20 protein-coding genes, 3 pseudogenes and 1 other annotated feature are annotated in these 26,567 nt (G+C 37.4%); of the genes and pseudogenes, 21 read left to right on the top strand and 2 right to left on the bottom strand.

Features of this window, described 5'->3' with window-relative positions:
* Nucleotides 1-28: 28 nt before the first annotated feature.
* The 3 genes from lonB to ysxC all read left to right on the top strand — a co-directional run bounded on the left by lonB (nucleotide 29) and on the right by ysxC (nucleotide 4,805).
* Nucleotides 29-1,699 (top strand): ATP-dependent protease LonB, encoded by a 1,671-nt coding sequence (gene lonB, locus ACW0JX_RS21790; protein WP_000119173.1) that lies wholly within the window; start codon nucleotides 29-31, stop codon nucleotides 1,697-1,699.
* Nucleotides 1,700-1,881: 182 nt separating this feature from the next.
* Entirely contained in the window at nucleotides 1,882-4,212 is a 2,331-nt protein-coding gene (gene lon, locus ACW0JX_RS21785; protein WP_000097288.1) for an endopeptidase La, read from the top strand.
* Nucleotides 4,209-4,805 (top strand): ribosome biogenesis GTP-binding protein YsxC, encoded by a 597-nt coding sequence (gene ysxC / locus ACW0JX_RS21780; RefSeq protein WP_000869118.1) that lies wholly within the window; start codon nucleotides 4,209-4,211, stop codon nucleotides 4,803-4,805. Before lon ends, ysxC begins: the two co-directional genes overlap by 4 nt.
* Before the next feature lie 34 nt (nucleotides 4,806-4,839).
* On the opposite strand, the gene ACW0JX_RS21775 is transcribed toward ysxC, so the two are convergent.
* Both ACW0JX_RS21775 and ACW0JX_RS21770 read right to left on the bottom strand, forming a co-directional pair.
* Nucleotides 4,840-5,256, bottom strand: coding sequence for an organic hydroperoxide resistance protein (locus ACW0JX_RS21775; protein ID WP_000359774.1), 417 nt, complete (start codon nucleotides 5,254-5,256; stop codon nucleotides 4,840-4,842).
* Between the two features lie 2 nt (nucleotides 5,257-5,258).
* Nucleotides 5,259-5,711 (bottom strand): MarR family winged helix-turn-helix transcriptional regulator, encoded by a 453-nt coding sequence (locus ACW0JX_RS21770; protein ID WP_459245052.1) that lies wholly within the window; start codon nucleotides 5,709-5,711, stop codon nucleotides 5,259-5,261.
* Between the two features lie 415 nt (nucleotides 5,712-6,126).
* Here ACW0JX_RS21770 and hemA point away from each other — a divergent pair, with 415 nt between their 5' ends.
* The 18 genes and pseudogenes from hemA to mreC all read left to right on the top strand — a co-directional run bounded on the left by hemA (nucleotide 6,127) and on the right by mreC (nucleotide 26,555).
* Nucleotides 6,127-7,461, top strand: coding sequence for a glutamyl-tRNA reductase (hemA, locus tag ACW0JX_RS21765; RefSeq protein ID WP_000547868.1), 1,335 nt, complete (start codon nucleotides 6,127-6,129; stop codon nucleotides 7,459-7,461).
* Between the two features lie 17 nt (nucleotides 7,462-7,478).
* Nucleotides 7,479-8,312: a cytochrome c biogenesis protein gene (locus tag ACW0JX_RS21760; RefSeq protein ID WP_000009005.1), complete on the top strand. Its 834-nt coding sequence runs from the start codon at nucleotides 7,479-7,481 to the stop codon at nucleotides 8,310-8,312.
* 15 nt (nucleotides 8,313-8,327) lie between these two features.
* On the top strand, nucleotides 8,328-9,257 hold the full coding sequence (gene hemC, locus ACW0JX_RS21755) for a hydroxymethylbilane synthase (RefSeq protein WP_016080168.1): 930 nt from the start codon (nucleotides 8,328-8,330) through the stop codon (nucleotides 9,255-9,257).
* 2 nt (nucleotides 9,258-9,259) lie between these two features.
* Nucleotides 9,260-10,012: a uroporphyrinogen-III synthase gene (gene hemD / locus ACW0JX_RS21750; protein WP_053563601.1), complete on the top strand. Its 753-nt coding sequence runs from the start codon at nucleotides 9,260-9,262 to the stop codon at nucleotides 10,010-10,012.
* A 20-nt stretch (nucleotides 10,013-10,032) separates the two neighbouring features.
* Nucleotides 10,033-11,022 carry a porphobilinogen synthase gene (gene hemB, locus ACW0JX_RS21745; protein WP_001087056.1) on the top strand — a complete coding sequence of 330 codons (990 nt, stop codon included), beginning with the start codon at nucleotides 10,033-10,035 and terminating at the stop codon, nucleotides 11,020-11,022.
* On the top strand, nucleotides 11,022-12,308 hold the full coding sequence (gene hemL / locus ACW0JX_RS21740) for a glutamate-1-semialdehyde 2,1-aminomutase (protein WP_000712942.1): 1,287 nt from the start codon (nucleotides 11,022-11,024) through the stop codon (nucleotides 12,306-12,308). Before hemB ends, hemL begins: the two co-directional genes overlap by 1 nt.
* An 80-nt stretch (nucleotides 12,309-12,388) precedes the next feature.
* A complete protein-coding gene (gene spoVID, locus ACW0JX_RS21735; RefSeq protein WP_003271973.1) occupies nucleotides 12,389-13,399 on the top strand; it encodes a stage VI sporulation protein D in 1,011 nt (336 codons plus the stop codon).
* A gap of 66 nt (nucleotides 13,400-13,465) precedes the next feature.
* Nucleotides 13,466-14,491, top strand: a complete 1,026-nt coding sequence (gene ysxE, locus ACW0JX_RS21730; protein ID WP_459245051.1) for a spore coat protein YsxE — start codon at nucleotides 13,466-13,468, stop codon at nucleotides 14,489-14,491.
* A gap of 217 nt (nucleotides 14,492-14,708) precedes the next feature.
* Nucleotides 14,709-14,940 (top strand) — a binding site (T-box leader).
* A gap of 37 nt (nucleotides 14,941-14,977) precedes the next feature.
* The gene (locus ACW0JX_RS21725; RefSeq protein WP_459245050.1) at nucleotides 14,978-17,623 is read left to right on the top strand and encodes a valine--tRNA ligase; all 2,646 of its coding nucleotides are present in this window, start codon (nucleotides 14,978-14,980) and stop codon (nucleotides 17,621-17,623) included.
* A 93-nt stretch (nucleotides 17,624-17,716) separates the two neighbouring features.
* Nucleotides 17,717-19,018 (top strand): bifunctional folylpolyglutamate synthase/dihydrofolate synthase, encoded by a 1,302-nt coding sequence (locus tag ACW0JX_RS21720; protein ID WP_459245049.1) that lies wholly within the window; start codon nucleotides 17,717-17,719, stop codon nucleotides 19,016-19,018.
* Between the two features lie 164 nt (nucleotides 19,019-19,182).
* Nucleotides 19,183-20,133, top strand: a complete 951-nt coding sequence (locus ACW0JX_RS21715) for a hypothetical protein (protein WP_023523114.1) — start codon at nucleotides 19,183-19,185, stop codon at nucleotides 20,131-20,133.
* A 233-nt stretch (nucleotides 20,134-20,366) separates the two neighbouring features.
* A complete protein-coding gene (locus tag ACW0JX_RS21710) occupies nucleotides 20,367-20,942 on the top strand; it encodes a Maf family protein (protein ID WP_029443367.1) in 576 nt (191 codons plus the stop codon).
* A 46-nt stretch (nucleotides 20,943-20,988) separates the two neighbouring features.
* A pseudogene (gene radC / locus ACW0JX_RS21705) lies at nucleotides 20,989-21,516 on the top strand (RadC family protein); the annotation flags it as partial.
* Nucleotides 21,517-21,878: 362 nt separating this feature from the next.
* The gene (locus ACW0JX_RS21700; protein ID WP_000858401.1) at nucleotides 21,879-22,058 is read left to right on the top strand and encodes a hypothetical protein; all 180 of its coding nucleotides are present in this window, start codon (nucleotides 21,879-21,881) and stop codon (nucleotides 22,056-22,058) included.
* A 188-nt stretch (nucleotides 22,059-22,246) separates the two neighbouring features.
* Nucleotides 22,247-24,192: pseudogene (gene ltrA, locus ACW0JX_RS21695) on the top strand (group II intron reverse transcriptase/maturase).
* 146 nt (nucleotides 24,193-24,338) lie between these two features.
* Nucleotides 24,339-24,485: pseudogene (locus tag ACW0JX_RS21690) on the top strand (JAB domain-containing protein); the annotation flags it as partial.
* Nucleotides 24,486-24,642: 157 nt separating this feature from the next.
* On the top strand, nucleotides 24,643-25,662 hold the full coding sequence (mreB, locus tag ACW0JX_RS21685; protein ID WP_000466736.1) for a cell shape-determining protein MreB: 1,020 nt from the start codon (nucleotides 24,643-24,645) through the stop codon (nucleotides 25,660-25,662).
* 41 nt (nucleotides 25,663-25,703) lie between these two features.
* Nucleotides 25,704-26,555, top strand: a complete 852-nt coding sequence (gene mreC, locus ACW0JX_RS21680; RefSeq protein WP_001135487.1) for a rod shape-determining protein MreC — start codon at nucleotides 25,704-25,706, stop codon at nucleotides 26,553-26,555.
* Nucleotides 26,556-26,567: the final 12 nt, after the last annotated feature.

The following is a 26,567-nucleotide window of genomic DNA, read 5'->3' as shown; positions in this document are numbered from 1 at the left end:
GATAAAATATTGCGGGAGGAAATAAATAATGAGCTGGACAAATATATTTTTAGTTGTTCAACTTGTTTTTGGTGTAATTGTCGGATTATATTTCTGGCATTTACTTCGAAATCAACGAACACAAAAAGTTTCAATTGATCGAGAATCGAAAAAAGAATTAGAACAGCTTCGTAAAATGCGTGAGATTTCTTTAACAGAGCCGCTAGCAGAAAAGGTGCGTCCTACAACCTTTTTAGATATTGTAGGGCAAGAGGACGGGATTAAGTCCTTAAAAGCGGCTCTTTGTGGTCCGAATCCGCAACATGTAATCATATATGGCCCGCCAGGTGTTGGGAAAACAGCGGCAGCACGTCTTGTATTAGAAGAAGCGAAACGAAATCCTAAATCTCCATTTCGTACGAATGCAACATTTATTGAACTTGATGCGACGACAGCTCGGTTTGATGAACGTGGTATCGCAGACCCTTTAATTGGTTCGGTGCATGATCCGATTTATCAAGGTGCTGGGGCGATGGGGCAAGCAGGTATTCCGCAACCGAAAAAAGGTGCTGTAACAGATGCGCATGGTGGTATTTTGTTTATTGATGAGATTGGCGAACTCCATCCGATTCAAATGAACAAAATGTTAAAGGTGTTAGAAGATCGAAAAGTATTTTTAGAAAGTGCGTACTATAGTGAAGAAAATACGATGATCCCAACATATATACATGATATTTTCCAAAAAGGCTTACCGGCAGATTTTCGCTTAGTTGGAGCAACGACACGTTCGCCAGAGGAAATTCCTCCTGCTATTCGGTCACGTTGCTTAGAAGTATTTTTCCGTGAATTAGATACGGAAGAGATTCAAAAAGTAGCGAAAAACGCCGCGGAAAAAGTGGAAATGCAAATAGGTGAAAATGGTATTGAAATGATTGGGATGTATGCAAGAAATGGACGAGAGGCGATTAATCTCGTACAAATTTCTGCTGGTATGGCGATAAATGAAGAACGTTCTTTCATTAAAGATGAAGATATAGAGTGGGTTGTTCACTCAAGTCAGCTTACGCCGAAATACGAAAAGCACATTTATCCGATTCCAAGGATTGGTCTTGTAAATGGTCTTGCTGTATACGGACCAAATACAGGTGCGTTATTAGAAATTGAAGTAACAGCAATTCCGGCGAAAGATAAAGGATCGGTAAATGTTACCGGAATTGTAGAAGAAGAAAGTATTGGTAGTCAAACGAAATCGATTCGCCGTAAAAGTATGGCAAAAGGCTCTGTTGATAATGTATTAACAGTACTTCGTTCTTTAGATGTGTTGCCAGAAGGATACGATATACATATTAATTTTCCAGGTGGTATCCCAATTGATGGACCTTCTGCAGGAATCGCTATGGCAACAGGTGTATATTCTGCGGTGCATCGCACATATGTAAATAATGAAGTAGCGATGACAGGTGAAATAAGTATACACGGAGAAGTAAAGCCTATTGGTGGCGTGTACGCAAAAATAAAAGCTGCGAAAAAAGCGGGAGCTAAGAAAGTCATTATTCCTGCTGAAAATATGCAACCATTTTTGTATACGATAAAGGGAATCGAAATTATTCCTGTCCGTAAATTAAAAGAAGTATTTGAGTTAACGTTTATGCAAGAAAATATGCATAGAGAGCTAGATGTACATACTAACGTAGACGAAACAGATGCACAATCTATGTAAAAATAAACAATAATAAAATTTGCCAGACTTCGTTTAAGTTTGTATGCTTAATCGGAGTCTTTTTTCTTTTCGTGAGGTAGAAAAACAAGCTATTTACAATTGCGAGGAATCTCAGCAATTGCATCTAGGTGTATTGTAATATAAAATAGTTGAACAGGAGTTTAATTTATTATGGAGGTGCTATGTCTAGTATGAATACGAACGAAAGAATCGTGCCCCTCCTACCATTAAGAGGCGTTCTCGTATATCCAACGATGGTTTTGCATCTTGATGTAGGACGTGATAAATCGATACAAGCACTAGAGCAGGCGGCAATGGATGAAAATATCATCTTTTTAGCAATGCAAAAAGAAATGAATATCGATGATCCGAAAGAAGATGACATATATAGTGTAGGTACAGTGGCGAAAGTAAAGCAAATGCTAAAATTGCCGAACGGTACGCTTCGTGTCCTTGTGGAAGGTTTACATAGAGCAGAAGTAATAGAGTTTATCGAAGAAGAAAATGTAGTACAAGTGTCTATTAAAACGGTAACTGAAGAAGTAGAAGATGATTTAGAAGAGAAAGCTCTTATGCGTACGTTACTGGAGCATTTCGAACAATATATTAAAGTTTCGAAAAAAGTTTCAAATGAAACATTTGCAACGGTAGCTGATGTAGAGGAACCAGGGAGATTAGCTGATTTAATTGCTTCTCACTTGCCGATTAAAACGAAGCAGAAACAAGAGATTCTAGAGATTGTATCTGTAAAAGAACGATTACATACACTTATTTCAATTATTCAAGATGAACAAGAGTTACTTAGCCTAGAAAAGAAAATTGGGCAACAAGTGAAACGTTCAATGGAGCGCACGCAAAAAGAATATTTCTTACGTGAGCAAATGAAGGCGATTCAAACTGAACTTGGCGACAAAGAAGGTAAGGGCGGAGAAGTAGAAGAACTTCGTGAAAAAATTGAACAGTCAGGAATGCCTGAAGAAACAATGAAGGCTGCGCTGAAAGAATTAGATCGTTATGAAAAGTTACCAGCAAGTTCTGCGGAGAGTGGTGTTATTCGCAATTATATTGATTGGTTATTAGCGCTTCCGTGGACAGAGGCAACAGAAGATATAATTGATCTTGCTCATTCGGAAGAGATTTTAAATAACGATCATTACGGTCTTGAAAAAGTGAAAGAGCGTGTACTTGAATATTTAGCTGTACAGAAGTTAACGAATTCATTAAAAGGACCTATCCTTTGTTTAGTAGGCCCTCCTGGGGTCGGAAAAACTTCGTTAGCGCGTTCAATTGCAACATCATTGAATCGTAACTTTGTCCGTGTATCTCTTGGTGGTGTGCGTGATGAATCTGAAATTCGTGGTCACCGCCGTACATATGTTGGAGCAATGCCAGGACGCATTATTCAAGGTATGAAAAAGGCGAAAACAGTTAATCCAGTCTTCTTATTAGATGAGATTGATAAAATGTCTAACGATTTCCGTGGAGATCCATCAGCAGCATTACTTGAAGTATTAGATCCAGAACAAAACCATAACTTCAGTGATCATTACATTGAAGAACCATATGATCTATCGAAAGTTATGTTTGTAGCAACTGCTAATACACTTTCAAGTATTCCAGGTCCGTTACTTGACCGTATGGAAATCATTTCGATTGCTGGCTATACAGAACTTGAAAAAGTACACATTGCTCGTGAGCATTTATTGCCGAAACAATTAAAAGAGCATGGCTTACGAAAAGGTAATTTACAAGTACGTGATGAAGCGCTTCTTGAAATTATTCGTTATTATACACGTGAGGCTGGTGTTCGTACGCTAGAACGCCAAATTGCAAAAGTTTGCCGTAAAGTAGCGAAAATTATCGTTACAGCAGAACGTAAACGTATCGTTGTGACAGAGAAAAAGATTGTTGATTTACTTGGTAAACACATATTCCGTTATGGGCAAGCTGAAAAAACAGACCAAGTTGGTATGGCAACAGGTCTAGCTTACACAGCAGCAGGCGGCGATACACTTGCAATTGAAGTTTCTGTAGCGCCAGGAAAAGGGAAACTAATTTTAACAGGGAAACTTGGGGATGTTATGAAAGAATCCGCACAAGCTGCGTTTAGTTATATACGTTCTCGTGCAGAAGAGCTTCAGATTGATCCGAATTTCCATGAGAAAAATGATATTCATATTCATGTTCCAGAAGGAGCAGTTCCGAAAGATGGACCGTCAGCAGGTATTACGATGGCAACGGCACTTATTTCTGCACTAACAGGTATTCCTGTAAGTAAAGAAGTAGGTATGACAGGTGAAATTACACTTCGTGGTCGTGTATTACCAATTGGTGGCTTAAAAGAAAAAACATTAAGTGCTCACCGCGCAGGCTTAACAAAAATTATTTTGCCAGCAGAAAACGAGAAAGATTTAGATGATATTCCAGAGAGCGTAAAAGAAAACCTTACGTTTGTGCTTGCATCTCATTTAGATGAAGTATTGGAGCACGCATTAGTAGGAGTGAAACAATGAAAGTAACAAAAGCAGATATTGTAATTAGTGCTGTTAAACCAGAACAATATCCAGACAGTGATTTACCAGAAATTGCATTAGCAGGTCGTTCAAATGTCGGGAAGTCTTCCTTTATTAATAAAATTTTAAATCGTAAAAAGTTAGTGCGTATTTCTTCTAAACCAGGAAAAACGCAAACGCTGAACTTTTTCTTGATCAATGAGATGATGCATTTTGTTGACGTTCCAGGTTATGGATATGCGAAAGTGTCTAAATCGGAGCGCGCGGCATGGGGGAAAATGATTGAAACGTACTTTACAACGCGTAAGCAATTAGACGCAGCTGTATTAGTAGTTGATTTACGTCACCAACCGACAAGTGATGACGTGATGATGTATGATTTCTTAAAGCATTATGAAATCCCAACAATTATTATTGCGACGAAAGCTGATAAAATCCCGAAAGGGAAATGGCAAAAGCATTTAAAAGTTGTAAAAGAAACGCTTGCTGTTGAAATTGGCGATGAAATCGTTCTATTCTCTTCTGAAACAGGACTTGGAAAAGAAGAAGCGTGGAAGGCAATTCATAAAATGACAAAAACAAAAAACGCGTGACGAATGTCGCGCGTTTTTTTCTTTATATAAGCTGTTAACGTACGTTTAATGTAACTTCAATATTACCTCGTGTTGCTTTAGAGTAAGGACATACACCGTGAGCCGCTTCTACAAGTTCTTGTGCTTCGCTATGTGAAACGCCAGCGACATGTACATCAAGCACGGCAGATAGGCCAAAACCACCATCTGTATCTTTTCCGATAGAAACGTGAGCGGTTACTTCTGTACTTTCTACTTTCATACGTTTTGTACGAATGACAAGTTGTAATGCACTATCGAAACAAGCTGCATAACCAGCTGCAAATAGTTGTTCTGGATTTGTTGCTTCTCCACCTGCACCACCTAGTGCTTTCGGCATTTTCACATCAAGATTTAATATGCCATCATCTGAAACTACTTTCCCATTTCTTCCACCTGTTGCTGTTACTGAAGCAGTATATAATTTATCCATATTTATTCCCCTTTTCCATCATTAATTGTTTTCATTGTTTCAATTAGTTTATTTAGTTGAATTAATAAAGAGCGATATTCTTGCTCTGTAATTCCTAAGTTTGTAGCCAGTGTTGTCGGTAATGAACAAGCCTTTTCCTTTAAATTTTTACCTTGTTCTGTTAATTCAATACAAACTTTTCGCTCGTCTTCTTTGGAACGAACACGTTTTACAAGTGTTAATGATTCCATTCGTTTTAACATAGGTGTTAACGTACCGGAATCTAAAAATAGACGCTCTCCAATTTCTTTTACTGTTAGTCCATCTTGCTCCCATAGTACGAGTAAAGTAATGTACTGGGGATACGTAATACCCATCTCTTCTAAATAAGGTCGATAAAAACGAGTAACCTCTCTAGAACAGGCATAAATAGAAAAACAAAGTTGGTTATCTAGATGCAAAGAGTCCTCTGTCATACATAACTCCCTTCTTATTAAGTTGTGCACAATTTAATTTTGTAAAATCAATATAACGAAAAAGAAATAAAATGTCAAATACATTGTATTGAGAAAGTGTTTGCTACATTTTGGAACAATCATACATATTTTCCTTCATGATGAAAGAAGATAGGAAAGATGATGTTATAATTTATATGGAATAGTTTCCATCACTTGATTATGAGGACTTTTTTTGGTAACGTACAAATAGAGTTATTAATTTATAATCATTATAAAGTAGAAGTTTTTTTATTAGTTTGCTGAATCTCCTTTATTACATACGGAGAATAATTAAAAAATAATCGGTTGTTCACACGATTGTCAGATTCATAAGAGGAAAGTTGTATTATGATAGTAGATAAAGTGATAAAACGGGTGAAGGGGGACATGCTGCGTGCATATTCTTGTTGTTAGTGTAAATTATCGAACAGCCCCTGTAGAATTTCGTGAGAAACTCACATTTCAGGCAGCAGAGCTAGAGCGAGCGATGACTACATTACAAAATCAAAAGAGCGTGTTAGAGAATGTCATTGTATCAACTTGTAATCGCACTGAGATTTATGCTGTTGTCGATCAATTACACACGGGACGGTATTATATTAAGAAATTTTTAGCTGATTGGTTTCAGCTTGAAATAGAAGAAGTCGCACCATATTTAACTATTTTTGAACAAGATGGTGCAATAGACCATTTATTCCGCGTAACGTGCGGTTTAGATTCTATGGTAGTGGGAGAAACACAGATTTTAGGCCAAATAAAAGATAGCTTTTTAGAAGCACAACAAGTTAAAGCAACAGGCACAATTTTTAATGAATTGTTTAAGCAAGTCATTACATTAGCAAAACGTGCCCACTCAGAAACAACAATTGGTGAAAGTGCGATGTCTGTTAGTTATGCTGCTGTTGAGCTTGGAAAGAAAATATTTGGCGAGTTAACGGATTGTCACGTGCTTATTCTTGGTGCTGGTAAAATGGGCGAACTTGCATTGCAAAACTTATATGGAAGTGGTGCTCGTAAAGTAACAGTTATGAATAGGACGCTTTCGAAAGCAGAAGTAATGGCTGAGAAATATATGGGACATGCAAAATCATTAAGCGAATTACAATGTGCATTATTAGAAGCAGATATTTTAATTAGTTCAACTGGTGCATCTGAGTATGTCATTACGAAAGAGATGATGACAAAGGTGGAGAAAATGCGCTCTGGTCGTCCTTTGTTTATGGTTGACATTGCAGTGCCACGTGATATTGATCCAGCGATTGATGAGCTAGAAGGTTCTTTCTTGTATGACATTGATGATCTGCAAGGAGTAGTGGAGGCAAACCGTGCTGAGCGTTTGAAAGAAGCAGAGAAAATTCAATTTATGATTGAAGAGGAAATTGTTCTATTTAAAACGTGGTTAAGTACACTTGGTGTTGTTCCATTAATATCAGCTCTTCGTGATAAGGCACTTGCAATCCAAAGTGAAACGATGGTAAGCCTAGAGCGAAAAATACCAAACCTTAGTGATCGTGAGAAAAAAGTTATTAGTAAGCATACGAAAAGTATTATTAATCAATTATTAAAAGACCCAATTTTAGTAGCAAAAGAAATAGCTGCTGAAGAGGGAGCGAGCGAAAAACTAGCGTTATTTGCAAAGATTTTTGATTTAGAAACGGAAGAAGTAGAGAGTCGTGCGGAAGAAGTAGAACATAAAAGAGTGTGGACACCATCCGTTCCATCTTTATAATTTGGAAGGATGATCGGATGAGTTTTTTAAATAACAGTATTATTTATCATATTGCAATTATTTTATATGCTTGTAGCATTAGTTTATATTTTATAGATTATTTCCAAAGTAACCGAAAGGCGAACCGATTTGCTTTTTGGTTACTTTCGATTGTATGGGTATTGCAGTCTATTTTTATGTTGCTTAGGGCGACAGATTCAGAAACGAATCCCATTTTAACTTTATTATCAGGGATTTATTTTTATGTTTGGTTATTGATTACGATGTCGTTAGTCATAAATCGATTTATGCGCGTTGACTTTTTAGTCTTCTTTACAAATGTTGTTGCATTTGGCGTAAGCGCTTTTTCTATTTTTACACCGCTCGGAAAGATGTCGCCAGTACTTGCAGAGCAATTAGTTTCAGAACTTGTATACGTGCATGTTGGAATGGCGATTATTTCTTATGCAACGTTTACGGTATCGTTTATTTTTTCTATTATGTATTTACTGCAATATCGCCTATTAAAAAAGAAAAAGTGGAATGCGAGATTAAGAAGGTTAGGGAATTTACCGAAGCTTGAATCTACGTCTTACGGATTAAATTTATTTTCTGTTCCATTTTTCTTACTAGCAATTTTATTGGGGTGTATATGGGGATATACAAAATTGGACAATTTCCATTGGTATGATACGAAAGTAATCGGATCTTTTGTCGTTCTATTTGTGTATTGCACAGGTTTATATTTACGAGCGGCAGATGTGTTGCAAGGTAAGAAAATTGTACAGTGGAATATCGGATCGTTTCTCGTAATGCTAGTAAACATTTTTCTATTAAGCAGTTTATCCAATTTCCACTTTTGGTATTTATAATGAGGAGAGAGAATTATGCGCAAAATTATTGTAGGGTCACGAAAGAGTAAACTAGCATTAACGCAAACAAACTGGTTTATTGATCAGTTAAAAGCGCTAGGTCTACCATATGAATTTGAAGTGAAAGAAATTGTCACAAAAGGTGATGTTATTTTAGATGTTACTCTTTCAAAAGTAGGCGGAAAAGGCTTGTTCGTTAAAGAAATTGAGCATGCGTTACTTACGAAAGAAATCGATATGGCTGTACATAGTATGAAAGATATGCCGGCCGTACTTCCAGAAGGTTTAATGATTGGCTGTACACCAAAGCGTGTTGACCCTCGGGATGCTTTTATCTCAAAAAATGGAGCATCGTTTAAAGAGTTAGCGGAAGGTGCTATTTTAGGTACGAGTAGTTTAAGACGTAGTGCACAGCTACTCGCTGCGAGACCAGATTTACAAGTGAAGTGGATTCGCGGGAATATCGATACACGTTTACGTAAATTAAAAGAAGAAGATTACGATGCGATTATTTTAGCGACAGCTGGATTACAAAGAATGGGCTGGGATGATGAAGTTATTACAGAACATTTAGATGAAACGTTATGTGTACCTGCTGTAGGACAAGGTGCATTAGCGATTGAATGTCGTGAGGATGATAAGGATTTATTGCAATTGTTAGCGCATATTAATGATGCGATAACAGAAAGAACAGTGGCAGCGGAGCGAGTATTTCTTCATAAACTTGAAGGTGGATGCCAAGTTCCAATCGCTGGATATGCAACCCTTACAGAAAACGATGCAATCGAATTAACAGCTCTTGTCGGCTCTATGGATGGCTCTGTTTTATTAAAAGAGACAGTAGTGGGTACTAATCCTGAAGAAGTAGGATTAGAGGCCGCGGACCGTTTAATTAAACAAGGCGCCAAAGAACTCATTCTTGCTGCAAATAAGGAGCAACAATAAATATGAACGCTCTCGCTGGAAAAACGGTATTGATTACACGTGCCCAGCATCAAGCGAAACAAATGAGTGTAGCAGTGAAAGAAAAGAGCGGAATTCCATTGGAAATTCCGCTTTTGCGTATGGAAGGTATGTCTCATAGGCAAATTCAACATATTGAAGAGCAGCTACATTCATACGACTGGGTTATTTTTACGAGCAGAAATGGTGTAGCTTTTTTTCTAGATAGTTTAAAAAAGAAACTACCACTAACCATTAAAATCGCTGCGGTAGGTGTGAAAACAAAATTAGAATTAGAAAAAAGGGGCTATCAAGTTCATTTTGTCCCGAATTCATTTGTTGCAGAAGCATTTGCCGAAGAGTTTCTAAAAGAATTAAATGGAAACGAACGTATTTTATTTCCAAAAGGCAATTTAGCAAGAGATGTAATACCAGTTAAACTGCGTGAAATTGGTGTTTCTCTAGATGAGTTGATCGTATACGGTACGAAAGTGAATGTAGAAAAAAAGCAAGAACTTATAGCAGCGTTGAAGTTAGGAGAAGTAGACATTATTACATTTACGAGTCCTTCAACTGTTACTAGTTTTGTTCGTTTACTTGAGGGTGCAAACTGGAGAGAATGGACAAAAAAATGTACAATTGCTTGTATAGGACCTATTACGGAAAAAGAGGCAAGTCGTTATTTTCCGTCTGTTATTGTGCCGAAAGAGTACACTGTAGAAGCATTACTACAATGTGTTTGTGAATCTATAAAATGAAAGAATGGGGATAGAAATCTATGAACTCTTTACAATTTAATCGTCATCGTCGTTTAAGACAAAGCGGGGGCATGCGTGCGCTTGTGCGTGAAACGTTTTTACATACGGAAGATTTTATTTACCCTATTTTTGTATTAGAAGGTGAAAATGTTCGTAATGAAGTTCCTTCTATGCCAGGCGTATATCAAATTTCTTTAGATTTATTGCAAGCTGAAATGCAAGAAGTTGTTGATTTAGGTATTCGTTCTGTTATTGTATTTGGTTTACCTGCTGAAAAGGATGAAGTTGGATCATCAGCATATTGTGATCATGGAATTGTACAACGTGCTATTCAGCAAATTAAAGGTGATTTCCCTGAGCTAGTAGTAGTCGCAGACACATGTTTATGTCAATTTACAAGCCATGGTCATTGCGGTGTAATTGAAGATGGTATTATTTTAAATGACGAGTCTCTTGCAGTTCTTGCGAAAACGGCTGTAAGTCAAGCGAAAGCAGGAGCGGACATTATTGCGCCATCAAACATGATGGACGGCTTCGTAACAGCAATTCGCCATGCATTAGACGAAAATGGTTTTGGACACGTGCCAGTTATGTCGTACGCTGTGAAATATTCATCAGCATTTTATGGACCATTCCGTGATGCTGCGCACGGTGCACCGCAATTTGGTGACCGTAAAACATATCAAATGGATCCGGCAAACCGTATGGAAGCATTCCGTGAAGCAGAATCAGATGTAATGGAAGGTGCAGATTTCTTAATCGTAAAACCAGCTCTTTCTTACTTAGATATCGTTCGTGATGTGAAAAATAACTTTAATTTACCAGTTGTCGCTTATAATGTAAGTGGTGAATATTCGATGATTAAAGCGGCAGCGCAAAATGGCTGGATTAATGAAAAAGAAGTTGTTCTTGAAAAATTAATTAGTATGAAACGTGCAGGAGCAGACTTAATTATTACGTATCATGCGAAAGATGCAGCAAAATGGTTACAAGAAGGAGGCGCTAAATAATGAAAAAGTTTGATAAATCGATTGCGGCGTTTGAAGAGGCACAAGACTTAATGCCTGGTGGCGTAAATAGCCCGGTTCGTGCTTTTAAATCTGTTGGGATGAATCCGTTGTTTATGGAGCGTGGAAAAGGCTCTAAAGTATATGATATTGATGGGAATGAATACATCGACTACGTATTATCATGGGGGCCTTTAATTCATGGTCATGCAAATGATCGTGTTGTAGAAGCGTTAAAATCTGTTGCTGAAAGAGGTACAAGCTTCGGTGCACCAACAGAAATTGAAAATAAATTAGCAAAACTTGTTATTGAGCGCGTGCCATCAATTGAGATTGTGCGTATGGTTAACTCTGGAACGGAAGCAACAATGAGTGCACTACGTTTAGCTCGTGGTTATACAGGTCGTAATAAAATCTTGAAATTTATTGGTTGTTACCACGGTCATGGTGATTCGCTATTAATTAAAGCTGGTTCTGGTGTGGCGACTTTAGGTTTACCAGATAGTCCTGGTGTACCAGAAGGTGTAGCGAAAAATACGATTACAGTAGCTTATAACGATTTAGAAAGCGTAAAATACGCGTTTGAACAATTCGGTGATGATATTGCTTGTGTAATTGTAGAACCAGTAGCAGGAAATATGGGGGTTGTTCCTCCGCAGCCTGGATTTTTAGAAGGTCTTCGTGAAGTAACAGAACAAAACGGTGCATTGCTTATTTTTGATGAAGTAATGACAGGGTTCCGAGTAGCTTATAATTGTGGCCAAGGTTATTATGGCGTAACACCTGATTTAACATGCTTAGGTAAAGTAATCGGTGGTGGTTTACCAGTAGGAGCATACGGTGGTAAAGCAGAAATTATGCGCCAAGTTGCACCAAGCGGACCGATTTACCAAGCAGGTACTTTATCAGGTAATCCACTTGCAATGGCAGCAGGTTATGAAACGTTAGTACAGTTAACGCCAGAATCATATGTAGAATTTGAGCGTAAAGCTGAAATGTTAGAAGCAGGATTACGTAAAGCAGCTGAAAAACATGGCATTCCACATCATATTAACCGTGCAGGTTCTATGATTGGTATTTTCTTTACAGATGAGCCCGTTATTAATTACGATGCAGCAAAATCTTCAAACTTAGAATTCTTTGCGGCTTACTATCGTGAAATGGTAGAACAAGGTGTATTCTTACCGCCATCTCAATTCGAAGGTTTATTCTTATCGACAGCACATAGTGACGCAGATATTGAGGCGACGATTGCAGCAGCTGAAATTGCAATGTCAAAATTAAAATAATGTATTAGAGAAAAATCGCTCTCCATAAGGGGAGCGATTTTTTTTATTCATAAAGTAAGCTTTCCCTACATAAATCTGTAATGACATATAGTTTGGGAGGGGGAAAAGAAGTGGCTGCAGATCATTCGTTACGATTTTCATTAAAAGAATCTGTTTGGTTCCAAAAGGGACAGGAAGTCGATGAACTTTTGTCAATTTCGTTAGATCCAGACGTTGAGATAGAAGAGCTTGATCATGAAGTAATCGTGAGAGGGCAATTAGATTTAACGGGAGAGTATGTTGCACGAAAAGATGATTCGGCGTATTCATTAAGAGAACTATCGCCAGCAAAGTCAATTGATTATGTAGAAACAAGGGAAGATGGGGTTAATGAACTTGTTCATTCCTTTCCGCTTGAAATATCAATTCCGAGAAATCGAGTGAAAGTAATTGAAGAGCTATATGTATCAATTGAGGAATTTGATTATGAATTAAAGGAAAATGGTTGCTTACAATTATTAGCGGATATATCTATTACCGGTTTGTGTGATGAAGAGAGAAACGAGGATGAAGCTGAAGAGGAAGAAACGGTGTATGCCGAGTTAGAAGAAGATTCAGCGCAAGAGGATGAAAATAGACCGGCGCCGCATGTAGAAGAACCAGCATATAAGGAATCAGATGAGTGGGAAGATTACGCATTTGAACCGTTCCAATTAGAGGAAAGAAAAGAGCAGGAATTAGAAGAAGAGAAGATAGAGGAACATGAATTTGTGGAGCGTGAAGAGGAGCAAGAAACAACGCCGCAATTTGAATTGTTTGGGCGAAAAGATTTCAAGAAAGAAAAAGCGAAAAAGCAGGAAGAACAAGAAGAAGAGTACTCACAGCGAGATGAAAATGCGCTTTATTTAACAAAACTATTTACGAAAGAACCGGAAGAAGAATTTACAAAGTTAAGAATGTATTTTGTGCAAGAAGGGGATACAATTGAATCTATTGCAGAACGTTATGAAACGTCTGTGCAAAATGTGTGCCGTGTCAATCAAACAGAAGATATATTTTTAAATACGGGGCAAATTATTTATATTCCGGTTTCAAGGGTAAAGGCGAAATAAGGAAGTGAGTGTTTTCACTCGCTTCTTTTCTTAGAGGCTATGTTTTGAATAGAAAGGGTTATTCGTATGGATATTGAATTACGAAATCACTATGAACCTATCGTGAGGCAATATAGATTGGATACGCAGCATATGGAAGAGCACGGAAGCGTAATGAAAATTTATACGAATCAAGGTCCATATGCACTCAAGAAAATAGAAGGCAGAAAGTTAGAGCGGAATAATTTTCTGCATCATATTCAATATTTGAAGGAGAAAGGTTTTTCAAATTATGTACCTATATACCACGCGACGGATGGAAATTATATTTTAAGTGACGGGACGTATAATTATTATTTAATGCCTTGGTTAGAACGTGCAGAAGGAAACGGCGAGGATAATGATCAATACCATAAAATGTTTCAGACACTTGGAACGTTGCATCAAAAAACTGTGAAGGAAGAAACATATACGGAAGAAGATTTAGAAAAACATTATACAACTATATTCGATCGGTGGGAAAATGATGGTGAGATGTTAGAAGAGTTTCTCGTAGAATCTGAATCAAAATGGTATATGTCCCCGTTTGAATTACAATATTGTACGTACTATCATCATGTAATGAGAGCGCGTGAATTTGCAACGAAGCAATTAAATGAGTGGAACGATGCGATGAAAGAAAAAGAGAAAACACGTATTACTTTTGTGCATGGTAACGTGTCACTTAATCATTTTTTATTTGACTATGAGCGAAATGGCTATTTTATTAGTTTGGAAAAATCGAAGTTTGCAACGCCTGTGCAAGATATAGTAGGTTTTTATTCACGGTCTTTAAACACATATCCAATCGCAAGAAGTGATCGGTTTGAATGGTTTCAAATGTATCAAAAAAATTTCCCTTTTACGAAAGAAGAGCAACTACTTATGTTTGCGTATATGACGTATCCATCGCAATTTATTCGGCAAATCCAGTCTTATAAGAAAAGAAGAGATAATCGCAACGAGGAAAATGAACTGCGCGGAGTAAAGAGTTTGCAACAATCGCATTGGCTCGTTAGCAATATAGAATATTTCCTGTCACAATTACAAGCTGCCCAGCAAGGGAACGGGTAAAGTAAAACTTTAATCAGCGGGTGGCTCCAACCTAACTTCTTTGCTTCAGCTGAATTTTGAGGTGGGGTCTTATTGCCCGCAAATAGCGGGATAAAGAAGATAAGTAGAGAATGCTACTTATCTTCTTTATATTCACCCGAAAAGTCATAGTTTTAAATTTATCTTGACGAATAAGGTTTCGTTTTTTACACTATTGTATATAATAATTAACAATCATATAAATGCCTTGAAGGGGAAGAGTATAACATGAAACGTCTTCAGAGAGGAGAATCAGTAGCTGGGAGATTCTCTAGATAGTTATGTTAGAAGGTAGCCCTGGAGCATCTTTTCTGAACAGAATAGTTCTCATTAGGAAAAGACGGATTTGTCCGTTATCAAATTAAGAGTATAAGCAAATTATGAATTTGTTTGTAAATAAAGGTGGTACCGCGATGTCCCTCGTCCTTTTTGGATGAGGGACATTTTTTATTTTAAGGAGGGAAAATAATGTCAAACACGGAAAAGAATTTACCAACTAAATATGATCATATGTCCGTTGAAGAAGGCCTTTATCAATGGTGGCTTGAAGGCAAATATTTTGAAGCAACAGGAGACGAGAAGAAACAACCGTATACAATTGTAATTCCACCTCCGAACGTAACTGGTAAGTTACACTTAGGTCATGCTTGGGATACAACTCTTCAAGATATTTTAACTCGTACGAAGCGTATGCAAGGTTACGATGTGCTATGGCTTCCAGGAATGGACCATGCTGGTATCGCAACACAAGCGAAAGTAGAAGGAAAACTTCGTGAAGAAGGTATTTCACGTTACGATCTTGGCCGTGAGAAATTCCTTGAAAAAGCTTGGGAGTGGAAAGAAGAGTATGCTTCTCACATTCGTCAACAATGGGGGAAAGTTGGTTTAGGACTAGACTATTCTCGCGAACGTTTCACATTAGACGAAGGTTTATCTGATGCGGTTAATAAAGTATTCGTTCAATTATACGAAAAAGGCTTAATTTACCGCGGTGAATATATTATCAACTGGGATCCAGCAACACGCACAGCTCTTTCTGATATTGAAGTAATTCATAAAGAAGTTCAAGGTGCATTCTACCATATGAACTATCCGTTAACAAACGGTTCAGGTCACATTCGCCTTGCTACTACTCGTCCAGAAACGATGCTTGGTGATACAGCGGTAGCAGTTCATCCAGAAGATGATCGTTACAAACATTTAATCGGAAAAACAGTTACACTTCCAATCGTAGGCCGTGAGATTCCGATTATTGCTGATGAGTACGTAGAAAAAGACTTCGGAACAGGCGTTGTAAAAATTACACCAGCTCATGACCCGAACGACTTTGAAGTAGGTAACCGTCATGACTTACCACGCATCTTAGTAATGAACGAAGATGGATCGATGAACGAAAAAGCTGGTAAATATAACGGTATGGATCGTTTCGAATGCCGTAAAGAATTAGTGAAAGACTTACAAGAAGCTGGCGTATTAGTAGAAATCGAGCCACATATGCATTCAGTAGGTCATAGTGAGCGTAGCGGTGCAGTTGTTGAGCCTTACTTATCAACACAATGGTTCGTAAAAATGGCTCCACTTGCTGAAAAAGCAGTAGCGCTTCAACAAAAAGAAGAAGAAAAAGTAACGTTCGTACCAGAGCGTTTTGAAAACACATATTTACGATGGATGGAAAATATTCATGACTGGTGTATTTCTCGTCAATTATGGTGGGGACACCGTATTCCAGCTTGGTACCATAAAGAAACTGGTGAAGTATACGTAGGTACAGAAGCACCAGCAGATATTGAAAACTGGAATCAAGATAACGACGTACTTGATACATGGTTCAGTTCAGCGCTATGGCCATTCTCAACACTTGGTTGGCCAAATGAAGATTCAGCAGACTTCAAACGTTACTATTCAACAGATGCACTAGTAACGGGTTATGACATCATCTTCTTCTGGGTATCTCGTATGATTTTCCAAGGTTTAGAGTTTACAGGCGAGCGTCCATTTAAAGATGTATTAATTCACGGTTTAGTTCGTGATGAGCAAGGTCGTAAGATGAGTAAATCTCTTGGTAACGGTATTGACCCAATGGATGTTATCGAGAAGTACGGTGCAGATGCAATGCGCTATTTCTTATCAACAGGAAGTGCACCAGGTCAAGATTTACGTTTCAGCATGGAAAAAGTAGAATCTACTTGGAACTTCATTAATAAAATTTGGAACGCATCACGTTTCGTATTAATGAACATGGATGATATGAAGTATGAAGAAATCGATTTAACTGGTGAAAAATCAGTTGCAGATAAGTGGATCCTAACTCGCTTAAACGAAACAATCGAGAGTGTAACACGTAACATGGATAAATATGAGTTCGGTGAAGCTGGTCGTTCATTATACAACTTCATTTGGGATGATTTCTGTGACTGGTACATTGAAATGGCGAAACTTCCACTATACGGTGAAGATGAAGCAGCTAAGAAAACGACTCGTTCTATTTTAGCTTACGTATTAGATCAAACAATGCGTCTATTACACCCATTCATGCCATTCGTAACAGAGAAAATTTGGCAACATTTACCGCATGAAGGCGAATCTATTACAGTAGCTGCGTGGCCAACAGTTCGCGAAGATTTACAAGATACGGAAGCTGCGGCAGAAATGCACCTTCTAGTTGATATCATTCGCTCTGTTCGTAACATTCGTGCAGAAGTAAATACGCCAATGAGCAAAAAAGTTCAAATGCAAATTAAAGCAAAAGATGAGGCTGTACTTGCTCAACTTACGAAAAATAGCTCTTACATTGAGCGTTTCTGTAACCCAAGCGAATTAACAATTCAAACGGACTTACAAGCGCCAGAAAAAGCAATGACTGCAATCGTATCAGGTGCAGAGTTATTCTTACCGTTAGCTGATCTTATCAATCTTGATGAAGAGAGAGCTCGTCTTGAGAAAGAACTTGAGAAGTTCGATAAAGAAGTAGAACGTGTACAGAAGAAACTTTCTAACCAAGGTTTCGTAGCGAAAGCTCCTGCAGCGGTTATTGAAGGAGAGCGTGCGAAAGAGCAAGATTACCTAGAAAAACGCGAAGCAGTTCGTCAACGTCTAGCAGATCTTGAAAAGTAAAAATATTTTTAGAGACTCACTGTATTGGTGAGTCTCTTTTCTTTGCGTATAATAGAACTATGAAAGTTGTCTTTTGAAAGGGGAAAAGCATACGTGATACATACATACGAAGAAGCGATAGGGTGGATTCATAGCCGATTGAAATTTGGTATTAAACCAGGATTAGAAAGAATGAATTGGATGCTAGAAGAGCTCGGAAATCCAGAGCGTCATATAAAATGTATTCATCTTGCTGGTACAAATGGAAAAGGTTCAACGTTAACATATATGCGTTACATGTTAGAAGGCGCGAAATATAAGGTAGGAACGTTTACCTCTCCTTACATCGAAACATTTAATGAACGCATTAGTGTGAATGGAACACCAATTGCAGATGAAGAGATTACTGAACTCGTAAAGATGGTAAAACCAGTCGTGAAAAAACTAGATGAAACGGATTTAGGGGAAGCGACTGAGTTTGAAATTATTACTGTTATGGCAATTTGCTATTTCGGTAAAGTCAATTTCTGTGATGTTGTTTTATTTGAAACAGGGCTCGGTGGACGTTTTGATTCTACCAATGTTATACACCCTGTTCTCACGATTATTACGAATATCGGTCACGATCATATGCATATTTTAGGGAATACACTAGGAGAAATTGCATATGAAAAGGCGGGGATTATTAAGTCTGGTGTGCCGGTAATTACTGGTGTAAAAGATGAAGAAGCTTTGCAAGTCATTCAAAATGTTGCAAAGGAAAACCATGCAAACTTATACGAACTTGGCAAGCATTTTACAGCGTTACATAAACAGTCTAACGAAGATGGGGAACAGTTTGATTTTACTTGTCCTTTTACCGCATTTGAAGATTTGCAAATCTCAATGAAAGGTATTCATCAAGTAGGAAATGCAGCGCTAGCACTTATGGCAGTAATGTATGTAAAAACATATTTATCATTTTTAATTGAGGAAGAGGGAATAAGAACGGGATTACGGGAAGCGTATTGGATTGGGCGCTTTGAAAAGCTACAAAGTAACCCGGATATTATTATAGATGGTGCTCATAATCCAGAAGGTATCGAAAGCCTTGTGAAAACAGTAGAAGCGCATTACAAAGATAAAAATGTAATAGTTTTATTTACTGCCCTTGGTGATAAACAATTGCATAACATGGTAGGCCGATTAGAAACCATTGCAGATGAAATGATTTTTACAACATTCGCCTTTGATCGTGCTATTTCTGCAGACAAGCTTGCATCATATTCACAAAAAGAATCAAAATTAGTTTTTGAAAATTGGAAAGAGGCAATTGATACAAAAGTTGAAATGATAGGGGAAAATGATGTTTTTATCATAACAGGTTCTCTTTATTTCATTTCTGAAGTTCGAAAATATATTCGAGAGAAAAACTAGATAGTCTTTGCTATCTAGTTTTTTGTTCTACAAATGAAGTCAAATGCATACATATAAGATAAATATATAGGGTTATTTGGCGAATTCCTCTGACAAATATCTCGTTTTTTTGTGAAATGAATATGATATGATGCGGACAACGATAAGAGGTGAGGTGTGAGTGTATGGACAAGCAATCACGAACGATCTCAGTGAAAGTGAATGGAACAGAAGCGAAGTATGAGGAAAAGAAGAAAGATGAATTTGAATGGATGGTAGTAGAAAGTGAACGACCTAAAAATGTTGTTCCGTTTCAAAAAGCGAAATCAGTGTCTGTGGAAAAATACCGAAAGAAGTGGAGTAATACATTAATTGCAATCGTTGCAACCGCAATTATTATCGGTACGACGTTTGGAATGGGGATGCTTCATTTACTTACTGGACAAGGAACAACAGGAGGAAGTGAAGTAACTGCTTCAAGGCCGACTGGAAATGGAGAATCAAAGGTGGGTGGAACGGCAGAACAAACACCAGCACCGAAAGAAGAAAAACAAAAGGCGCAGACAGGAACGTCATTGGATCCGATGAAATTATTCTTTGTTCAAGGGGGGCTTTATTCTTCTGAAGAAAAGGGACAGGCAGCTCTTGAAGAATGGAAAGGCAATGGGGGCATTGGTGCTTTGAGACCGAGCGGGGATAAGTATGCAATAGTTGTTGGTATTGCTAGCGATGAACAGGCTATAAATCAATTAATGACTAAGTATAAAAATGATGGTGTCTCCGTTTTAAAAAAGAACTGGGATATAACAGATAAAGCATTGCTGAAAGATGATAAAGAAGTAGGAACATTTTTAACAAAAGTGCAGCCATTATATACTCATTTAGCAAAATATGCTTCTAGCGTACAAGTTGGTGGAAAAAGCAGCGCAAAAGATATAGAAGTGATTGAAAAAGAATGGAAAGCGATTGAAAAAGAAGGGAAAAGTATGAAGCGAGAAGAAGCAAAGAAACTGTATATGTATACGTCGGTAGCTGTACAAACAGTAAAAGATGGGAAAATGGATAAGGAATCTTTGGCGAAATTAAATCAAGTTATTATTGATGGCTTACTCTCGTATGAAAAAATTGTTTCGTAGAAAGTGAAATGATAGGATAATAAAATGAGTAAGAAAGAAGTACATGTACTTCTTTCTTTTCTTTTGAATTTAGAGCAAAGTGCTTTCTCTATGACAGGAATATAATCGTATGCAATAAAGAAGTGTTATTTTTAGTTAGAGAAATTAATATTTCTTTCATTTGTGGGCAAACTATTCCTTTGATACGATTGATATAAATTGTTCTGCTTCATGTGAGAAAGGAAGGAGAAAATATGAAAAAAATAATTTTAGCTTCAGGGTCACCTCGGAGGAAGGAATTGCTTGAGTTAGCTAGCGTACCATTTGAAATCGTTGTAAGTGAAGTAGAGGAAACAATTGGTGCATATTCATCGCCTTCTGATATTGTAATGTCGCTTGCCTTGCAAAAAGCATCAGCGGTTGCAGAAAATAATAGTGATCACATTGTGTTAGGTGCAGATACAATTGTTACATATGAGTCGCGTATCCTTGGTAAGCCTTCTAATGAGGATGAGGCGAAAGAGATGTTACAATTACTATCTGGGAAAACACATGAAGTGTATACAGGTGTTGCGATTATATCAAAAGAAAAAACGGTTACTTTTTATGAGCGTACAGAAGTTACGTTTTGGGAATTAACAGAAGAGGAAATTGATACATACGTCGCGTCGAAAGAACCTCTTGATAAAGCAGGTAGTTATGGGATTCAAGGTAAAGGGTCTATTTTCGTTCAACATATTCAAGGGGACTACTATAGTGTAGTTGGCTTACCAATTGCACGTCTCGTTCGAGAATTAAAACAATTTGATATTGATGTAACCCATGCGTAAAATTGCATGGGGTTTTCTTTGAGAGAACAAATAAAGGGGTGGAGAGATGAACGGTATTCGTGATGTTGTAAGAGAAGAACAACCACGGGAGCGTTTATTGTCAGAAGGTGCTGGAAGTTTATCAAATCGAGAGCTCCTCGCAGTGTTACTCAGAACAGGTTCTAAAGAAGAAACAGTTTTAAAGTTGTCAGATAAAATTTTACACCAATTTGATGGCTTACGTATGTTGAAAGATGCAACATTAGAAGAGCTAATTAGTATACATGGGATTGGGATTTCAAAGGCATCGCAACTTATGGCAGCCTTTGAGCTAGGCAGAAGAATGGTACGTTTAGAATATCAAAATAGATATAGTATTCGAAGTCCAGAAGATTGTGCGAAATACATGATGGAAGAAATGCGCTTTTTACAACAAGAGCATTTTGTTTGTTTATATTTAAATACAAAAAATCAAGTTATACATAGGCAAACGATCTTTATTGGAAGTTTAAACACGTCAATTGTACACCCAAGGGAAGTTTTTAAAGAAGCCTTCCGTCGTGCAGCAGCCTCTATCATATGTCTTCATAACCATCGTGCGACACGTTCCTAACTGAAAAGGTTACGCACGCTGTCTGAACGTCATTTATGGCAAGTAAGGGAGTCGTGAACTCTTAACTCGATAGGTAGAATGATAGGGTAACGCCTTGAAATGCCTACTCTAATACTCCGACATGCGTTATTCGAATGTGTATAAGAATAGGGTGTGAAGCTCGGTGAAGTCGGCTGAAAGTTGTCGTAGTACTCATAAGTAACCGAAAGCTAACCAGAGGTGGTTGGTACAACTGATAGGTCGGGAGTCGTGAAAAACTTAATATGGTGAGAATGTGATAAAACACTGACGAACTAGCGAACGAAATGTCTGTAAGTGAAACTACTTAGAAATGAGTAGACTTGATGAAAACTTCAAGTGCGTTCCGTGGGCGAGTAAGTATGGTGGTTTCGAAAGCTCCATGCATCGTTACAGGCGATGGAGAGGACGCCAGGCAAGAGCTAGCACCTAAGTTAAGAATAGATAGAGTTAAGGGAACGTGGAAAGCTATCAACATGGAGAGTACACACTCTATGAAGTGGTAGGGAGGAAAGGAATATATCTATAACTTCCTTTTATGATAGTGAGAGTAGAGGCAGGAGTGATGAAGTTTCTGTAATGGAAATGGAACAATAGCCTCAAGTCGTTTCGCCTAAACTATTTCAACTCAATCATCTCAAGGATTCTCGTATGACTAAAAAGGTCACGAGCCAAGATTGGAGCGTGATATACCTTGAACGAAAACTTTAAGAAGATCCCTAGAATGAAAAATACAAGGTTACGCCATGCTGAGTATTATGGCATGACTGAAATCTTCGATGAACTTTATGCAAAAAGTAAGGATAAACAAAAATTTAAAAACCTCATGTCAATCATTACTTCAGACAACAACATTCTACTCGCCTATCGAAATATTAAACGGAATAACGGAAGTGCCACGCCTGGAGTCGATGAAGTTACGATAAAGGACGTTGAAGAGCTTGGAACCCATGAGTTTATTGGAATTGTGAAGAAAAGATTTAAACAGTATAATCCTCGAAAAGTAAAACGTGTGGAAATTCCAAAACCTAATGGAAAAACTAGACCATTAGGTATTCCATCTATGTGGGATAGAATTGCACAACAATGTATTCTACAAGTACTGGAACCTATATGTGAAGCTAATTTTTATAAATATAGTTATGGGTTTAGACCGACAAAATCAGCTGAAAATGCAATATCTGCATGTAATGGACGAATAAACAATAATAAAATGCAATATGTAGTGGACATAGACATTAAAGGTTTCTTTGATGAAGTGAAACATTCAAAGCTTATGCGACAAATTTGGACAATGGGTATTCGTGATAAACAATTACTTGTGATTATACGTAAAATGTTAAAAGCGCCTATTGTTTTACCAAATGGAGAAATCGTACATCCAACAAAAGGGACACCGCAAGGTGGAATACTTTCCCCTCTATTGGCGAATATCACTTTAAATGAATTTGATTGGTGGATTGCAAACCAATGGGAAAGTAAAAAGTGTCGAACGATTAACGACTATTTTAATAAGAAAACAGGATGGTATAATCGTCAATATCGCTATCAACAACTTAGAAAAACATCTACATTAAAAGAAATGTACATTGTCCGCTACGCAGATGATTTTAAAATTTTTACTACAACGCGATTAAATGCCGAAAAGATTTTCATGGCAAGCAAAATGTGGCTAGAGGAACGGTTAAACCTTCCTATTTCTGGGGAGAAATCTCAAATTACAAATCTGAAAAAGAAAAGTAGCGAGTTTCTCGGCTTTGAACTGAAAATGGAACGAAAAGGATATGACCGTTTTGGCCGCAGAAAATACGTTTGTCAATCACATATAGCAGAAAAAGCACGAAAGAGGATTAAGAAACAACTCAAAGACCAAATCAAACTCATGCAAAGAGTTCCCAATGGAAACGAATTAATCAAGAACGTTCGAATTTATAATAGTATGGTTATTGGCATTCACAATTATTATCAAATTGCGACGCAAGTAGTCAATAGTTTGATGCCAATACAATACCAATTAACACAAATAGAACGTCAACGATTAAAGCAATTTTCATTGCGAAAAACAACCAATTATCCAATCAAAGATAAAGGCATTAAACCTTATTTAAAATCAAAGATAAAGGCATTAAACCTTATTTAAAATCAAAGATGACAAGATATATTAATGGATATCCCCTCATTCCTATTGGGTTCATTAAAACAAAAACAGCATTAATGCCCAAAAATAGTGTTAATAAATTTACCAAAGAAGGACGAGAACTAATACATCGGGAACAAAAGTCGGTTCCGAACTGGCAAGTTCAATGGATTAGGGAACACCCTATCATTAATGAACGGACAACGATAGAATTCAATGACAATCGAATATCGCTGTTTATAGCCCAAAATGGAAAATGCGCAGTAACTGGGGAAGAATTGATTCTAACGGAAATGGATTGCCATCATAAAACATTATGGAGTAAAACGAAGGATGATAGTTATTCCAACTTAGTGCTAATTACTAGAGATGTTCACCGGCTAATCCATGCCACAGATGTAGAAACTATCCAAAGGTATCTTGAATTTCTTGAATTAAATGAGGAACAACTTATAAAGCTGAATAAACTAAGATTGTTAATTGGAAATGAAATAATCAAGTAAATTAGGGATTTAAATTAAACTAAGTAGATTGAGGAAAATGAAATAGAAGGCAAACGATGGCATGCCGTGTGCGATGAAAGTTGCACGCACGGTGTAGAGCAGGGGAAAAGGTGGAGATAACCTCAAAGTCTTACCTATTGCTATCCTCAGGAGATCCCACGCCGAGCCGTGAAGATATTGAAGTAACAAAACGCTTAGTAGAATGCGGTCAGATTATCGGAATTGAAGTGCTTGATCATATTATAATAGGTGACCATAAATTCGTGAGTTTAAAGGAAAAAGGTCATATTTAAGACTATGCTTTTTACTTATTTTGTTTTATAATGTGATTTATGAGTTTTTTGTAGAAATTTATCTACAAAAAGGATAAAGATATAAAAAACGTACTGTTTTTATAATATAAAGTAAGAAAAAATGAGTCCGTGAAAACAAGAAAGGAAGATAAATAATATGTTTGGATTTGGTGGATTTACTCGCGATCTTGGAATAGACTTAGGAACTGCGAACACGCTTGTATATGTAAAAGGAAAAGGTGTAGTTTTACGTGAACCTTCAGTAGTTGCGTTACAAACTGATACGAAACAAATCGTTGCTGTAGGTAGCGATGCAAAACAAATGATTGGTCGTACACCAGGGAACGTTGTGGCACTTCGCCCGATGAAAGACGGTGTAATTGCTGATTATGAAACAACTGCAACAATGATGAAATATTACATTCAACAAGCTCAAAAATCAAACGGTTTCTTCTCACGTAAGCCGTATGTAATGGTATGTGTACCATCTGGTATTACAGCTGTAGAAAGACGTGCAGTAATCGATGCGACTCGTCAAGCGGGTGCTCGTGATGCTTATCCTATCGAAGAGCCATTTGCAGCAGCAATTGGTGCAAACTTACCTGTTTGGGAACCAACTGGTAGTATGGTTGTTGATATCGGTGGTGGTACAACAGAAGTTGCAATTATTTCTTTAGGTGGTATTGTAACAAGCCAGTCAGTTCGTGTTGCTGGTGATGATATGGATGATTCAATCATTCAGTACATTAAGAAAAGCTATAACTTAATGATTGGTGAAAGAACAGCTGAAGCATTAAAATTAGAAATTGGTTCTGCAGGCGAGCCAGAAGGTATCGAGCCTATGGAAATTCGCGGTCGTGATTTAGTAAGTGGTTTACCAAAAACAGTACTAATTCAGCCAGAAGAAATTGCAGATGCATTAAAAGATACAGTAGATGCGATTGTAGAATCAGTTAAAAATACGTTAGAAAAAACGCCACCTGAATTAGCGGCTGATATTATGGACCGCGGTATCGTATTAACAGGCGGCGGGGCATTACTACGTAATTTAGATAAAGTAATTAGTGAAGAAACGAAAATGCCAGTTCTTGTTGCAGAAGATCCATTAGATTGCGTAGCAATTGGAACAGGTAAAGCATTAGACAATATCGATCTTTTCAAAACTGCTGCTCGATAATATTGCAAAATAAAAATCAGTGAAATTAAGAGGGTGTGAACGTGCCACAGTTTTTCTTAAACAAAAGATTAATTGTTTTGTTGGTTAGTATTATTCTTCTCGTGGCATTGATTGGAATCTCATTGAAAGAACGGAACAGTTTAACATGGCCAGAGCAGTTTGTTAAAGACACTGTCGGTGTTGTAGAACGTGTATTCCAAAAGCCAGCGAAATACGTAGCTGGATTCTTCGAAAATGTAGAAGATGTAAAGCGCACGTATGAAGAGAATAAAGAATTAAAAGCAAAATTAGATAATTATGCAGGTCTATCAGGGAAAGTAAAACAACTAGAAGATGATAACAAGAAGCTACAAGAGCTAACTGGTAAAAAAGAGTTAAATAGCGGGTATACTGAAATTCCAGCTACTGTTGTTTCTCGTAATCCAGATAAATGGTACGATTTAATTGGAATTGATAAAGGGGCACAGCAAGGAATTAAAAAAGATATGGCTGTAGTAACTTCACAAGGGTTAGTTGGAAGAGTGAAAAGTGTATCTCAGTTTACATCATCAGTAGAATTACTAAGTTCTATGAGCCGAACAAATCGCGTTTCTGCTATTGTACAAGGGCAAGAGAAAATCTTTGGTTTGATTGAAGGTTATGACAAAGAAAAACAATTACTTCTTTTCACAAAGATTGGCTCTGATGCACCGGTAGAAAAAGATCAACTAGTTGTAACATCTGGACTTGGTGATATTTTCCCGAAAGGTCTTGTAATTGGAAAAATCGTTGATGTTCAGCCGGATGCATATGGCTTAACAAAAACAGCTTATGTAAAACCTGCCGCTGATTTAAATGACGTAGAGCATATTACGGTTGCTAAACGTGCAACACCTTCAGCGCCATTAGAATAGGAGGAGAAGAAG

This window comes from Bacillus sp. C-3-6, assembly GCF_054509685.1.
The sequence above is the reverse complement of the archived record's forward strand: the minus strand, read 5'-3'. Positions and strand labels throughout refer to the sequence as shown.

Coding starts and splice junctions, on each gene's coding strand:
- ACW0JX_RS21700 (WP_000858401.1), top strand. CDS start 21,879: ATGAAAACTTCAAGTGCGTTCCGTGGGCGAGTAAGTATGGTGGTTTCG.
- ACW0JX_RS21715 (WP_023523114.1), top strand. CDS start 19,183: ATGGACAAGCAATCACGAACGATCTCAGTGAAAGTGAATGGAACAGAA.
- hemD (WP_053563601.1), top strand. CDS start 9,260: ATGAACGCTCTCGCTGGAAAAACGGTATTGATTACACGTGCCCAGCAT.
- ACW0JX_RS21725 (WP_459245050.1), top strand. CDS start 14,978: ATGTCAAACACGGAAAAGAATTTACCAACTAAATATGATCATATGTCC.
- ACW0JX_RS21710 (WP_029443367.1), top strand. CDS start 20,367: ATGAAAAAAATAATTTTAGCTTCAGGGTCACCTCGGAGGAAGGAATTG.
- spoVID (WP_003271973.1), top strand. CDS start 12,389: ATGACATATAGTTTGGGAGGGGGAAAAGAAGTGGCTGCAGATCATTCG.
- hemB (WP_001087056.1), top strand. CDS start 10,033: ATGAACTCTTTACAATTTAATCGTCATCGTCGTTTAAGACAAAGCGGG.
- mreB (WP_000466736.1), top strand. CDS start 24,643: ATGTTTGGATTTGGTGGATTTACTCGCGATCTTGGAATAGACTTAGGA.
- hemC (WP_016080168.1), top strand. CDS start 8,328: ATGCGCAAAATTATTGTAGGGTCACGAAAGAGTAAACTAGCATTAACG.
- ysxC (WP_000869118.1), top strand. CDS start 4,209: ATGAAAGTAACAAAAGCAGATATTGTAATTAGTGCTGTTAAACCAGAA.
- lonB (WP_000119173.1), top strand. CDS start 29: ATGAGCTGGACAAATATATTTTTAGTTGTTCAACTTGTTTTTGGTGTA.
- lon (WP_000097288.1), top strand. CDS start 1,882: ATGTCTAGTATGAATACGAACGAAAGAATCGTGCCCCTCCTACCATTA.
- ACW0JX_RS21775 (WP_000359774.1), bottom strand. CDS start 5,256: ATGGATAAATTATATACTGCTTCAGTAACAGCAACAGGTGGAAGAAAT.
- ACW0JX_RS21770 (WP_459245052.1), bottom strand. CDS start 5,711: ATGACAGAGGACTCTTTGCATCTAGATAACCAACTTTGTTTTTCTATT.
- ysxE (WP_459245051.1), top strand. CDS start 13,466: ATGGATATTGAATTACGAAATCACTATGAACCTATCGTGAGGCAATAT.
- ACW0JX_RS21760 (WP_000009005.1), top strand. CDS start 7,479: ATGAGTTTTTTAAATAACAGTATTATTTATCATATTGCAATTATTTTA.
- hemL (WP_000712942.1), top strand. CDS start 11,022: ATGAAAAAGTTTGATAAATCGATTGCGGCGTTTGAAGAGGCACAAGAC.